The organism is uncultured Sphingomonas sp., from assembly GCF_936927845.1.
Classification (GTDB): domain Bacteria; phylum Pseudomonadota; class Alphaproteobacteria; order Sphingomonadales; family Sphingomonadaceae; genus Sphingomonas.
Map to the genome: position 1 here is coordinate 18195 of NZ_CAKZHV010000030.1, position 13508 is coordinate 31702.

13 protein-coding genes are annotated in these 13508 nt (G+C 67.7%); 11 read left to right on the forward strand and 2 right to left on the reverse strand.

Annotated elements, in window-relative coordinates; all coding sequences use genetic code 11:
* The first annotated feature begins 51 nt into the window (after nucleotides 1-51).
* The 8 genes from Q0579_RS04325 to Q0579_RS04360 all read left to right on the forward strand — a co-directional run bounded on the left by Q0579_RS04325 (nucleotide 52) and on the right by Q0579_RS04360 (nucleotide 7494).
* Nucleotides 52-1596 carry a CoA-acylating methylmalonate-semialdehyde dehydrogenase gene (locus Q0579_RS04325; protein WP_298809473.1) on the forward strand — a complete coding sequence of 515 codons (1545 nt, stop codon included), beginning with the start codon at nucleotides 52-54 and terminating at the stop codon, nucleotides 1594-1596.
* 8 nt (nucleotides 1597-1604) lie between these two features.
* Nucleotides 1605-2129 carry a hypothetical protein gene (locus Q0579_RS04330; protein WP_298809475.1) on the forward strand — a complete coding sequence of 175 codons (525 nt, stop codon included), beginning with the start codon at nucleotides 1605-1607 and terminating at the stop codon, nucleotides 2127-2129.
* A 53-nt stretch (nucleotides 2130-2182) separates the two neighbouring features.
* Nucleotides 2183-2575, forward strand: a complete 393-nt coding sequence (locus Q0579_RS04335; protein ID WP_298809477.1) for a hypothetical protein — start codon at nucleotides 2183-2185, stop codon at nucleotides 2573-2575.
* A 10-nt stretch (nucleotides 2576-2585) separates the two neighbouring features.
* Nucleotides 2586-3737 (forward strand): acyl-CoA dehydrogenase family protein, encoded by a 1152-nt coding sequence (locus tag Q0579_RS04340; protein WP_298809480.1) that lies wholly within the window; start codon nucleotides 2586-2588, stop codon nucleotides 3735-3737.
* An 8-nt stretch (nucleotides 3738-3745) separates the two neighbouring features.
* A complete protein-coding gene (locus Q0579_RS04345; protein WP_298809483.1) occupies nucleotides 3746-4807 on the forward strand; it encodes an enoyl-CoA hydratase/isomerase family protein in 1062 nt (353 codons plus the stop codon).
* 17 nt (nucleotides 4808-4824) lie between these two features.
* Nucleotides 4825-5601, forward strand: a complete 777-nt coding sequence (locus Q0579_RS04350; protein WP_298809485.1) for an enoyl-CoA hydratase — start codon at nucleotides 4825-4827, stop codon at nucleotides 5599-5601.
* Nucleotides 5602-5813: 212 nt separating this feature from the next.
* Nucleotides 5814-6689, forward strand: a complete 876-nt coding sequence (gene mmsB, locus Q0579_RS04355) for a 3-hydroxyisobutyrate dehydrogenase (RefSeq protein WP_298809488.1) — start codon at nucleotides 5814-5816, stop codon at nucleotides 6687-6689.
* Between the two features lie 109 nt (nucleotides 6690-6798).
* A complete protein-coding gene (locus Q0579_RS04360) occupies nucleotides 6799-7494 on the forward strand; it encodes a TetR family transcriptional regulator (RefSeq protein ID WP_298809491.1) in 696 nt (231 codons plus the stop codon).
* Nucleotides 7495-7498: 4 nt separating this feature from the next.
* Here the strand turns inward: Q0579_RS04360 and Q0579_RS04365 are convergent, their stop codons facing one another.
* Nucleotides 7499-8713 carry a hypothetical protein gene (locus Q0579_RS04365; protein ID WP_298809494.1) on the reverse strand — a complete coding sequence of 405 codons (1215 nt, stop codon included), beginning with the start codon at nucleotides 8711-8713 and terminating at the stop codon, nucleotides 7499-7501.
* A gap of 70 nt (nucleotides 8714-8783) precedes the next feature.
* Nucleotides 8784-10208, reverse strand: a complete 1425-nt coding sequence (locus Q0579_RS04370; RefSeq protein WP_298809496.1) for an aldehyde dehydrogenase family protein — start codon at nucleotides 10206-10208, stop codon at nucleotides 8784-8786.
* A 229-nt stretch (nucleotides 10209-10437) separates the two neighbouring features.
* Here Q0579_RS04370 and Q0579_RS04375 point away from each other — a divergent pair, with 229 nt between their 5' ends.
* The 3 genes from Q0579_RS04375 (at nucleotide 10438) to Q0579_RS04385 (ending at nucleotide 13504) form a co-directional block, all read left to right on the forward strand.
* Nucleotides 10438-11367, forward strand: a complete 930-nt coding sequence (locus Q0579_RS04375) for a right-handed parallel beta-helix repeat-containing protein (protein WP_298809498.1) — start codon at nucleotides 10438-10440, stop codon at nucleotides 11365-11367.
* A gap of 56 nt (nucleotides 11368-11423) precedes the next feature.
* Nucleotides 11424-12956, forward strand: a complete 1533-nt coding sequence (gene proS, locus Q0579_RS04380; RefSeq protein WP_298809500.1) for a proline--tRNA ligase — start codon at nucleotides 11424-11426, stop codon at nucleotides 12954-12956.
* A 92-nt stretch (nucleotides 12957-13048) separates the two neighbouring features.
* On the forward strand, nucleotides 13049-13504 hold the full coding sequence (locus Q0579_RS04385) for a DUF3833 family protein (protein ID WP_298809502.1): 456 nt from the start codon (nucleotides 13049-13051) through the stop codon (nucleotides 13502-13504).
* The last annotated feature ends 4 nt before the right edge of the window (nucleotides 13505-13508 follow it).

A 13508-nucleotide genomic window follows, 5' to 3' on the forward strand; every position in this document is an offset into this window, starting at 1 on the left:
AGGCGCAGACGCCGGTAAACAGATCAGCACCAAGAGATTAGGAGAGCGCCAATGCGGTTCATCGACCACCATATCGTCGGCCATTCGGGCGGCACGGGTGCGGGACGCACGGGGGACGTGTACGACCCCAACACCGGCCGTGTGCAGGCCAGCGTTACGCTCGGCACCCAGGCCGATCTCGACCGCGCGATCGCCGCCGCGCAGGCCGCGCAGCCCGCCTGGGCCGCGACCAACCCGCAGCGCCGCGCGCGCGTCATGTTCCGCTTCAAGGAACTGGTCGAGGCGAACATGGACGAGCTGGCGCACACGCTCTCATCCGAGCACGGCAAGGTCATTGCCGACGCCAAGGGCGACATTCAGCGCGGGCTGGAGGTGATCGAATTCTGTTGCGGCATCCCGCACGTGCTGAAGGGCGAGTATACGCAGGGCGCTGGGCCGGGCATCGACGTCTACTCGATGCGCCAGCCGCTCGGCATCGGCGCGGGCATCACGCCGTTCAACTTCCCCGCGATGATTCCGCTGTGGATGTCGGGCGTCGCGATCGCGACCGGCAACGCCTTTATCCTAAAACCCAGCGAGCGCGATCCCTCGGTGCCAGTGCGGCTCGCCGAGCTGTTCCGCGAGGCTGGGCTGCCCGAGGGCATCCTGCAGGTCGTCCACGGCGACAAGGAGATGGTCGACGCGATCCTCGATCATCCGGCGATTTCGGCGGTCAGCTTCGTCGGATCGTCCGACATCGCACATTACGTCTATCGCCGCGGCGTCGAGGCGGGGAAGCGCGTCCAGGCGATGGGTGGCGCGAAGAACCACGGCATCGTCATGCCCGACGCCGATCTCGATCAGGTCGTCGCCGATCTGTCGGGCGCCGCCTTCGGTTCGGCGGGTGAGCGCTGCATGGCGCTGCCCGTCGTGGTGCCGGTCGGCGATCAGACCGCTGACCGCCTGCGCGAGAAGCTGATCCCCGCGATTGAGGCGCTCCGCGTCGGCGTGTCGACCGACGCGGAGGCGCATTACGGCCCGGTCGTCAACGCCGCGCACAAGCAGCGCGTCGAGAACTGGATCCAGACCGGCGTCGACGAGGGCGCGGAGCTGGTCGTCGATGGCCGCGGCTTCACGCTCCAGGGGCATGAGGAAGGCTTCTTCGTCGGTCCGACGCTGTTCGACCGCGTGACCACGGACATGAGCGCGTACAAGGAGGAGATCTTCGGCCCCGTGCTCCAGATCGTTCGCGCGGCGACGTTCGAGGAAGCGGTGCGGTTGCCGAGCGAGCATCAGTACGGCAACGGCGTCGCGATCTTCACCCGCAACGGCCACGCCGCGCGCGAGTTCGCCGCGCGCGTCAACGTCGGCATGGTCGGCATCAACGTGCCGATTCCGGTACCCGTCGCCTATCACACCTTCGGCGGGTGGAAGCGTTCGGCGTTTGGCGACACCAACCAGCACGGCATGGAGGGCGTCAAGTTCTGGACCAAGGTAAAGACCGTGACGCAGCGCTGGCCCGACGGGTTCGGCGTGTCGGGCGAGCTGCCGCGCGGCAGCGAGGACGGTGGACCCAGCCGCATCCAGGACGCGTTCGTCATTCCGATGATGGGGTGAGACGGGCGATGCGCGTTGGCTTGAGCGTGACGATGCTGGCGGCGATGCTCACGGCCTGCTCGCGCGGGTCGGACATGGACTATAACACCGTTCACGTCGATCCGGCCCAGGCGCGCGCGCAGGCGCAGATCGATCGCGCCGCCGCGGCACAGGGGCCGCAGGCGGCCGCGCGCAACGGTCTGCCGGTGGCGACTGCGACACCTTCGTCGGCGGGCGCACGCAAGCTGCCGGTGGCGTTTCAGGGTTACTGGGGGGCGACGCCGGGCGATTGTGCGCTCGCCAATGTCGACGCGGGCGGCCGGCTCGCGATCGACGCCGATCAGCTCCGCTTCTTTCGCCAGCGCGCGCGTGTTGATGCGTTGCGCGAGCTGTCCGCGAACGAGGTCGAGGCGACGCTTTCGTTCAAGGCCGATGACGCACGCTGGACGCACGCAATGCAGCTCAGGCTCGAACAGGGCGGCACGCACCTGCTGCTGGTCGAGCAGGGTGATGCGGCGCACCCGGGGCAGACGATGCGGTACCAACGGTGCTAAGGGTGCTTCATGCCTCGGCCAGCCCGATCCTCGCCGCTGCGTCACGTGTCGCGATGAGCACGGACGCTCCATACAGCTTTCGCTTCGAGGCGGACGCGCGCGTCCTGCACATGCGCCTGTCGGGGTTCTGGTCGTTGACGACGCTCGCGACCTACACCGCCCGGCTGCTCGCGGAGGTGACGCGGTTGCGCGTGCGCGGTGAGCAGTTCGATCTGTTGAACGACGCACGCGCGTTCGACATCCAGTCAAAGGAAGTCGCCGCCGGGTTCGAGCGGATCGCACGACGCGGCGCGCAGATGCACCGCGGGAGCACCGCGGTGGTCGTCGCCACCCAGCTCAGCAAGATGCAGGCGGAGCGCCCGATGGCCGCGCCGCGCCTGCGCGTTTTCCTCGATCCTGCCGCGGCGCGCACGTGGCTGCTCGCCGCCCGCGACCCTCAAGCATGATAGACCAGCGATGACCGATACCAACCAGTTCGACCTCACCCCCGATCAGCGCGAGATCCAGGAACTCGCACAGCGCTTCACCGCCGACCGGATCACGCCGTTCGCCGCCGAATGGGACGAGAAATCGCATTACCCCGTCGATGTGTGGAAGGCCGCGGGCGAGCTCGGCTTCGGCGCAATCTACGTCAGCGAGGCCTCGGGTGGCATCGCGCTCGGCCGGCTGGAGGCGGCGCTGGTGATGGAAGCGATGGCGTACGGCTGCCCTGCGACCTCGGCGTTCATCTCAATCCACAACATGGCGGCGTGGATGATCGACCGCTTCGGCTCGGACGACGTCAAGGCGCGCTATCTGCCGCAGCTCGTTACGATGGAGAAGATCGCCAGCTACTGCCTAACCGAGCCGGGTTCGGGTTCGGACGCGGCGGCGCTGAAAACGACCGCGCGGCGCGACGGCGATCATTACGTGCTGAACGGCACCAAGCAGTTCATCTCGGGCGCCGGATATAACGACATCTACGTCTGCATGGTGCGCACCGGCGAGGAGAAGAGCCGCGGCATTAGCGCGATCGTGGTCGAGAAGGGTACGCCCGGCCTGTCGTTCGGCGCACCCGAGAAGAAGCTGGGGTGGAACGCGTCACCTACCGCGCAGGTGATCTTCGAGGATTGCCGCGTGCCTGCCGCCAATCTGGTCGGTGGCGAGGGCGAGGGCTTCAAGATCGCGATGGCGGGTCTCGACGGCGGGCGGCTCAACATCGGCGCGTGTTCCTTGGGCGGTGCGCAGCGCTGCCTCGATGAATCGATCCGCTATACCAAGGAGCGCCAGCAGTTCGGGCAGCCGGTCGCGGATTTTCAGAACACCCAATTTACCCTCGCCGACATGGCGACCGACCTGGAGGCGTCGCGCGCTTTGCTGTATCTCGCCGCCGCCAAGGTGACCGCGAACGCACCCGACAAGTCGCGCTTTTCCGCGATGGCGAAGCGGCTCGCGACCGATAACGGCTCCTCGATCGTCGACCGCGCGCTGCAATTGCACGGTGGCTACGGCTATCTGCGCGATTATCCGATCGAGCGCTTCTGGCGCGATCTCCGCGTTCACTCGATCCTGGAGGGCACCAATCAGGTGATGCGGATGATCGTCGGGCGCGATCTGGTGCGCCAGTGAGCGAGGGCATGAGCAAGGACACAAGCGGGGGCGTGACCGACGACCTGATCGTCGACACCGCCGGCGCGGTCGGGCGCATCCGGCTGAACCGGCCGAAGGCGATCCACGCGCTCAACACCGCGATGTGCGAGGGCGTGCTCGCCGCGCTCGAACAATGGCGCGTCGACGCGGACGTGCGCGTCGTGACGATCGACCATGCGGAAGGGCGCGGCTTCTGTGCGGGTGGCGACATCCGCATGCTCGCCGAGAGCGGGGCGAAGGACGGCGCGGAGGCGCGGCAGTTCTTCTTTACCGAATATCGCATGAACCACCGGCTGTTCACCTACGCCAAGGACGTGGTTGCGTTCATGGACGGGATCACGATGGGCGGCGGCGTCGGCATCTCGCAGCCGTGCCGCTACCGGGTCGCGACCGAGAACACGCGCCTGGCGATGCCCGAGACGGGGATCGGACTGTTTCCCGACGTCGGTGGCGGCTGGTATCTGTCGCGCTTGCCGGGGCGGATCGGCCAGTATCTCGCGTTGACCGGGCACCGGCTAGACGGTGCGGAGTGCCACGCGCTCGGCCTCGCGACGCACTACCTGCACGCGGGTGCGCTCGATGAGGCGAAGGCGCGCATCGTCGATGGGCCGCAGGTGGTGCTTGATGAGCTCGCGGTTCCAGCACCCGAGGCGCGCATCCTCGCGCAGCGCGACGCGATCGACCGCCTGTTCGCCGCCGATCGGCTGGAGGAGGTGTTCGCCGCGCTGGAGGCCGACCAGTCCGACTTCGCCCAAGCGACGCTCGCGACGCTCAGGACCAAGTCGCCGCAGACGATGAAGGTGTCGCTGCGCCTGCTCAAGGACGGCGCGACCATGGCGACCTTCGCCGACGAGATGCGGCAGGAATATGCGGTCGGCAGCCGCGTCGTTCAGCGGCACGACTTCCTGGAAGGCGTGCGCGCGGTGATCGTCGACAAGGACAATGCGCCCAAGTGGGACCCGGCGACGCCCGAAGGCGTCAGCGACCACGTGATCGACCAGATCTTTGCACCGCTTCCGCAAGACGAGGCGTGGACGCCGCACGACTAATTCTGAGGAGTTCCGACATGGCCGAGTACGAAACCATCCTGGTTGAGCAGCGCGGGCGCGTGACGCTCGTCACGCTCAACCGCCCGCAGGCGCTGAACGCACTCAACAGCCAGGTGCTCGCCGACCTGCTCGCCGCCTTTGCCGCATTCGACGCCGACGCGTCGCAGGGCTGCGCGGTGCTGACCGGCAGCGAGAAGGCGTTCGCCGCCGGCGCCGACATCAAGGAGATGCAGGCACGAGGGTTCGCCGACATGTACGGCGGCAATTTCTTCGGTGGGTACGAGCGGCTGACGCAAACGCGTAAACCCATCATCGCCGCGGTTGCGGGCTACGCGCTGGGCGGCGGGTGCGAGCTCGCGATGATGTGCGATTTCATCCTGGCAGCGGATAGCGCGAAGTTCGGTCAGCCCGAAATCAAGTTGGCGGTGTCGCCCGGGATGGGCGGGTCGCAGCGCCTGACCCGCGCGGTCGGCAAGGCGAAGGCGATGGAGATGTGCCTAACCGGGCGCATGATGGACGCAGCCGAAGCCGAGCGCGCCGGCCTCGTCAGCCGCATCGTACCGGCCGCCGATCTTGTGGAGGACGCGGTCAAGACCGCGGCAACGATCGCAGGCATGGCGCCGCTCGCCGTCATCGCCAACAAGGAAATGGTCAACGCCGCGTTCGAAACTGGGCTCGCGCAGGGCGTGCAGTTCGAGCGGCGGCTGTTCCACGGCCTGTTCGGTACCGCCGACCAGAAGGAAGGCATGAGCGCCTTCGTCGAGAAGCGCGCAGGCAACTGGTCGGGCAAGTGATGCTTCGCCCTCGCCCCTGCAAGGGGAGAGGGTTGCGCAGACTTGGCAGCTCGCTGCCTAGTCGAAGCTGGGTGAGGGGTAGGTGATCGCATAGCGATCACGCGGGCCTGCGGCTCGGTCCCCCCTTTAACCCGGCACGACCCGCGACCGGCTGGCACGCCGGCGCTTCGCGGTTTTCCCCTCTCACGAGGGGTCCAGGAGAGGACGAGATAATGGCACGCGTCGGTTTCATCGGTTTGGGCAACATGGGCGGCGGGATGGCCGCGAACCTCGCCAAGGCGGGACATGATGTTCATGCCTTCGACCTGTCGTCAGACGCGCTCGACAAGGCGAAGGCGGCCGGCTGCCTGCCCGTCGCGTCCGCACGCGAGGCCGCGGAAGGGGCGGAGGCGATCATCACCATGCTGCCCGCGGGCACCCATGTCGAGCAGGTCTATCGCGAGAGCGTGTTCGACGCCGCACCCCCGTCGGCGGTGCTGATCGACTCCTCGACGATCGACGTCGCGACCGCCAGACGCGTGGCGGAGGCGGCGACCGCACGCGGGCTGCTCGCGGTCGATGCGCCGGTGTCGGGCGGGATCGCGGCGGCGAACGCGGGGACGCTCACCTTCATGGTCGGCGGCAGCGACAAGGCGATGGCGGAAGCGAAGCCGTTCCTCGACGCGATGGCGAAATCGGTGTTCCACGTCGGCGCGAGCGGGGCGGGGCAGGCGGTCAAGATGTGCAACAACCTCGTCCTCGCCTCGACGATGATCGCAACGTGCGAGGCGTTCGCGCTCGCCGAGAAGCTCGGGCTCGACCCGCAGGCGTTCTACGACGTCGGCAGCGTGTCGACCGCGCAGAGTTGGTCGATGACCTCATACTGCCCGGTGCCGGGCGTCGGGCCCGAGAGCCCGGCCGATCGCGGCTATCAGGGCGGGTTCGCGACCGCGCTGATGCTGAAGGACCTGCGGCTCGCCATGGCCGCCGCGGCGGATGCGGGGGCGGAGGTGCCGATGGGGATGCGGGCGAAGGAACTATACGAAGCGTTCGCGGGCGCGGGCGAGGGTGCGACCGATTTCTCGGGGATCATCAAGACCTTCGGCTGAGGCCCGCCCGGATCGGGCATAATCCTCGTTGCGCTGCCGCCGAATCGCGCTATCCTCACGCTCGGAGAGGATGCCACAACGGCACCGACAGTGAGGGCGAGAACAGGGGATGCCCATCCATCGGGGGGCGGCGGGTGAACCGTCGCGCGGGTCGTCACGTGTGCCGGCAGCGGGCGCGCGCGCAGCACGGCGGCGCAATTCGGCCGATCTGCTGCTCGACGCCGCCAGCGCGCTGATGACCGAGCGCAATTCGGTTCACATCACCTTCGCCGACATTGCCGAGCGATCCGGACTCAATTCCGCGCTGATCCATTATCGCTTCGGCGGTAAGCCGGGGCTGTTCCGCGCGCTGCTGGAACGCGACGCGGGCGGTGTGTTCCCGCAACTGGACGAACTGGTCCGATCGGATCGCAGCGCGGCGGAAAAATTGCGGCTGCACGTGCGCGAGATCATCCGCGTCTACTGGCAACACCCGTATATCAGCCGGCTGGTGGCGGCGATGACCGCGGAGAGCGGCACCGACAGCGCGCGCTTCATCGCCGAACGCTTCACGCGCCCGATCGCCGACGCGCACGCCGCGATCCTGGCGCAAGGCGAGGCGGAGGGGCATTTCCGCCGCGTCGATCCGATGCTGTTCTATTTCACGCTGTTCGGCGCGTGCGAGCATCTGTTCAGCGCGCGGCATTCATTGTGCTGGGCGTTCGGCGTCGGCGAAATCGACGAAGCGCTGAGCCGCCGCTACGCCGACCATGTCGCGACGACGCTGCTCGACGGCATCGTCGTGCGCGCGTGCGGCAGGGCGTGACGCGTCACAGCGCCCAATCGGCCGTCAGCCAGACCTTGCGCGTATCCGCGCCGAACCGATTGGCCATATAGTCTGCATAGCGCGCCGACCACGTCACCCCGCCGAGCGTCGCACTGGCGAGCAGGTTGAATTCGTCGCCGTAGCTTCGCACGCGCCGGTCGCTGTCGTAATGGTGGACGAAGGCCGATAGCTCGACGCTGCGGGCGCGGCCCACCTCCGGCCAGCGCGCGCCCACCCCGGCGTAGACGTCGCGTACGCCATCGGGCGGCGTGGTGGTGAACTTGTCGGCCCAGCCCTGAAACCCGAACACCGCGCCGTAGGGGGTCTGCACGCTGGTGAGCGCGCGGCCGTCGTCGGCGCCGAGCACTTCATAGCCGATCGTGGCGGCAATCCCCTTGCGGGACAGTTTCGCCTCGCCGAGCCAGTAATCGGCGGCGTAATCGTTGGGGTTGCGCGCATAGTCGCTCTGGCGCGCGTAGCTGAGCGTGTACTCGACCGCGTAACCATCACCGAGCGCGCGTTTTCCCGCCAGCCGTACGCCGTAGGTTTGGCTCGACAGACGATAGCCCTGATAGGCCGCCTCATCGGCGTCGACGAGAAAGGCGAACCCGGTCAGTGTCCCGATCGGCGAGCCATAACCGAGCAAAGCGAAAACATTGTCGCCGCCGATCGAGCGCGGACGCGCGCCGCGCCCATCGACGCCGTTGATGGTGCGCACGCTCCACGCGTAGCTCACGTCGATCGTCAGTTTGGGCGCGAGCGTCGCCTGCGTGCGCACCGCGTCGAAGGTCTGCGCATTCTGCCGGAACTTGGCCGCGCCGACGAAGCGCTGGTCGGCGAGGATCAGATATTGCCGCCCGAGCGTCACCGTGGCGCGGTCGGGGATCGCGTAGGCGAGCTGCGCGCGGTTGAACTCGATGTTCTGCGGGTCAGCGACCGTGGGGCGGCCGGTATCGCCCTCCAGCCCGTCGAAATAGCTGGTGCCAATCGCGAGCGTCCCCTCGCTCTCGATCAGCGCGGACAGGCGATCGGCCGTCGCCTGAACCCCGGCGCGCGCGCGCAGCGTCACCGCGTCGGAGCGGCGCGGCAGGCCGTCCTGCTCGACCCCTTCGTAGCGTAGCCGCGCTTCGGCGAGCGGTTCGAGCGTCACCGTCTGTGCGGCGGCGCTGCCCGCGGCCGCCAGCGATGCGGCGAGCGCGGGCAGGAGATAATGCTGCATGTCCACCCCTTTACGGGAGGGCTCATGCGACAGGCGCGGGCTCGCGTGCAACCCCGCGCCGCGCGCGTGGTCAGGCGGGCGCGCCGACCACCGTTTTCACTTCCATGAAGTCGGTCAGGCCGTATTTGCCGTTCTCGCGCCCGTTGCCCGATTGCTTGTACCCGCCGAACGGTGCCGCGATGTCGGGCGACCAGCTGTTGATCGTGACCAGCCCGGCGCGCAGCTTCGCGGCGACCTTCGCCGCGTCCGCCGGATCGCCCGAGATCGTCGCCGACAGGCCGTATTCGGTGTCGTTGGCGATCCTGACGCCTTCGTCGATCCCGTTATAGGTCGTGATCGTAGCCACCGGTCCGAACGTTTCCTCGCGCGCTATACGCATGTCGGGCGTCACGTCGGTGAACAGCGTGGGCTGAACGTAGAAGCCCGAATTGCGCCCGTCGGGCCGGCCGGGCCCGCCGGTGACGAGCGTCGCGCCCTCGTCGATCGCCGACTGGATCAGCCCCTGTATCTTCTCATACTGTGCCTTGTTGACGACCGGCCCGATGTGTTGGCCTTCCTCCAGCGGGTTGCCGACCTTGGTCTGTTCCATCATCGATTTGACGATCGCGGTCGCCTCGGCGACCTGGCTTTGGTGGACGAGCAGGCGCGTCGGCGCGATGCAGCTCTGGCCCGAGTTGGCGAGCACGCCAGCGACGGTCGGCGGCAACACCTTGCCCAGGTCCGCGCCCTCCAGCACCAGATTGGCGGCCTTTCCGCCCAATTCCTGATGCACGCGCTTGACCGTCGCCGCCGCCGCCTGCGCGACCGCGATGCCGGCGCGGGTCGAGCCGGTGAAGCTGACCATGTCGACACCCTTGTGCGCGCTGAGCGCCGCGCCGACGCCCGGACCATCGCCGTTGACGAGGTTGAACACGCCCGCGGGGACCCCCGCCGCGTCCATGATCTCGGCCAGGATCACCGCGCAGCTCGGCGCCTCTTCGCTGGGTTTCAGGATCATCGTGTCGCCCGCCGCAAGCGCGGGCGCAACCTTGGCGCAGATCTGGTTGAGCGGCCAGTTCCACGGCGTGATCATCGCCACGACGCCCAGCGGTTCGTGGACGACCTTCGCTTTGCCGATCACCTCCTCGAACGCGAATTCGTCGAGTGCCTTCAAGGTCGCGGCGAAATGCGCGAGGCCGGTCGGCGCCTGCGCCGCCATCGCCAGCCCCATCGGCGCGCCCATCTCCTGCGCCATCGAACGCGCGAGGTCGGGGATCCGCTTCTTGTACTCACCCAGAATACGCGTCAGCACCGCCTTGCGCTCGTCGACGCTCGTCTGCGACCAGGTCTCAAACGCGGTGCGCGCAGCCTCGACCGCGCGGTCGACGTCGGCGGGGGTGCCGAGCGTGATCTCGGTGCACGGCTGCTCGGTCGCAGGGTCGATTACCTGATAGACCGTGCCGCCGTCGCTTTCGACCCACGCGCCGTTGATGTAATGTTTGAGGTAGCTCTGCATCGCGCTCTCCACCGCCCTTGTTTGCCGAGATAACAAAAGTGATGGCGCGCGGGCAGGCGGGTTGCAAGGCGAAACGTGATCGACTGGGGCGTCGGTCGGACGTGCCGCTCTGGCACGCTTCGGCCGCGGCTTAACGGCGCCGTGGCGCCGCCCGCCGCATTAACCCTCTTTGCGGGTGGTATCCTTCATCCGCGCGTGCGCAAGGCGAGCGGACGTCAAGGAGTTATGCATGCGTCAGTTCCTGCCCCTCGTCGCACTCGCGCTGTCGCTTCCCGCCGCCGCGCAAGGGACCGGTCCGTACACGATCGTGGAGACGGGCCAGTCGTTTGCCAAGCTCGACGACGCGTTGATGGCGGTGCGCGGGCGCGACGTGACGGTGCTGATCGCGCCGGGCACGTATCACGATTGCGCGGTGCAGCAGGCAGGCCACGTCACCTTCAAGGCGCAGCAGCCCGGCTCGGTCATCTTCAACGGCACGACGTGCGAGGGCAAGGCGGCGCTGGTGCTGCGCGGTGAGGGGTCGACCGTCGACGGTATCGTGTTCCGCGGAATGCGCGTCGAGGACGGTAATGGTGCGGGCATCCGCATCGAGCTGGGTGACCTAACCGTCACCAACTCCATGTTCCTCGACAGCCAGGAAGGCATCCTGGGCGCGACCGACCAGCCGACGCGCATTCGCATCGATCACTCGACCTTCGCCGGGCTCGGCCAGTGCGACGAGACGCCCGACTGCGCGCACTCGGTCTATCTCGCGACGCACGGCAGCGTGACGATCACCAATTCGCGGTTCGAACGCGGGCGCGGCGGGCATTACGTCAAGATCCGCGCGCCGCGCGTCGCGATCACCAACAACAGCTTCGACGACACGCAGGGCCGCAAGACCAATTACGCGATTGACCTGCCCGAGGGCGGGACCGGGCGAATCGCGGACAACGTGTTCGTGCAGGGCACGCACAAGGAGAATTGGACCGGCTTCATCGTCGTCGCGGCGGAAGCGCACAAATTCTCGGCGGCGGGCCTGCAGGTCGAGGGCAACACCGCCTCGCTCGCGCCCGGACAGGACAAGAACCCGGCCTTCGTCGCCAACGCGAGCGGCGACCGGATGGCGATCGGGCAGAACCGGCTGGGTGCGGGGATCAAGCCGTACGAGACGCGCTGACGCGCAAACGTTTCGCTTCCATCGCGCCTGCGGTCGCGGCTAGTGCAAACCGCATCATGATCAAGCACGCGCTTTCCGTCACCCGCGAGGGTGATTTCGCCCAATGGTACCAGACCGTGATTAGCGAGGCCGACCTCGCCGAGGAATCGGGCGTGCGCGGCTGCATGGTGATCCGCCCCTGGGGGTACGGCATCTGGGAGCGGATGCAGCGCCTGCTCGACGATGCGATCAAGGCGACGGGGCACGAGAATTGCTATTTCCCGCTGTTCATCCCGCTGTCCTACTTCGAAAAGGAAGCCGAGCACGTCGAGGGCTTCGCGAAAGAGATGGCGGTCGTCACGCACCACCGGCTGGTCGCGGACGGGAAGGGCGGGCTCGTCCCCGATCCCGCCGCCAAGCTCGAGGAGCCGCTGGTGGTGCGTCCGACCAGCGAGACGGTGATCGGCGCGGCCTTCTCGCGCTGGGTACAGTCGTGGCGCGACCTGCCGGTGCTGATCAACCAATGGGCCAATGTGGTGCGCTGGGAAATGCGCACGCGCATGTTCCTGCGCACCGCCGAGTTCCTGTGGCAGGAGGGGCATACCGCGCATGCCTCTGCTGAGGAGGCGCGCGACGAGACGCTCAAGATGCTCGAGGTCTACCGCGACTTCGCCGAGAACGCAGTCGCGCTGCCGGTGATCGCAGGCGAGAAGCCGGAGAATGAGCGCTTCCCGGGCGCAGTCGCGACCTACTCGATCGAGGCGATGATGCAGGACGGCAAGGCGCTGCAGGCCGGCACGTCGCACTTCCTCGGTACCAATTTCGCCTCCGCACAGAACATCCGGTTCCAGAACGCCGAAGGGCAGCTCGAACTCGCCAACACGACGAGCTGGGGCGTGTCGACGCGGATGATCGGCGGGCTCATCATGGTGCACGGCGACGACGACGGCCTGCGCGTGCCGCCGCGCGTCGCGCCGTGGCAGGTGGTGATCGTGCCGATGCTGCGCGACACGCCCGAAGACGCCGCGCTGGTCGACTATTGCAAGGCGCTGCAACAGGCGTTGGCCGCTCAGACCGCGCTCGGCGAACCGGCGCGCGCGTTGCTCGACCTGAAAGCGGTCAAGTCGACCAACAAGCGCTGGTCCTGGGTCAAGAAGGGCGCGCCGATCGTGATCGAGGTCGGCGGGCGCGACATGGCCGCAGGCAACGTCTCGGTGATCCGCCGCGACCGGCTGTACCGCGCCGACGGCAAGCTCGACAGCGTCGGCACCGGGAAGGACGATTTCGTCGCGGGCGTCGGTGCAATGCTCGCCGATATCCAGCAGTCGCTGTTCGACGAGGCCGACGCACGGCTCAAGGCGAACATCACGCCCGTTGACGACTGGTCGCAGGTCGAGGCGCATTTCGCGGAAGGCAACAAGGCACCCGGCTGGCTCGACGTCCGCTGGTCGCGCCCGACCGGCGACGCACTCGACAAGGTGGTGGAACGTTTGAAAGCACTCAAGCTCACGCTGCGCAACGCGCCGATGGGACAGACGCATCCCGAGGGGCAATGCATCTTCACCGGTGAGCCGTGCGTCGAGCGCGTGCTGGTCGGCCGCGCCTATTGATCGCGTACGCCGGCTAGCGGGCCCGATGGCGGCGACTGGGCGTTTGCGGGCGATGCGCCGTTACCTCGCCCTCATGTTATTCGCGCCGGCGGGTGCGTGTCGGCCCGAACATCGATCGGCTCGCCGCACCCGCACCGGTGTTCGCGCCGGAACGCTTCTTTGTCGGGCGGACGCACGGCGAGGGTGTGCTGCGGGTTGTGCTGCGTGCGCCGGTGCGCACGGTCGTCGACGGCGACGGACGGATCGAGCGCGATGGCACGTTGGTGCTGACGCAACGCGTTCAACAAGGGGACAAGCCAGTGCGGGAGCGGCGCTGGCGCATCCGCTCCGATGGTGCGGGCCGGTACTCCGGTTCGTTGACCGATGCGGAAGGGGCGGTGACCGGGGTCACACGCGGCAATCTGCTGCACTTGTCGTTCCGCATGAAGGGCGGCTTATCGGTGCGGCAGGATTTGTTCCTGGCATCAGACGGGCAGACCGCGCGCAATCGCATGACGGTGGCGAAATTCGGTGTCACGGTCGCCGCATTGGACGAGCGGATGCGATGACGAA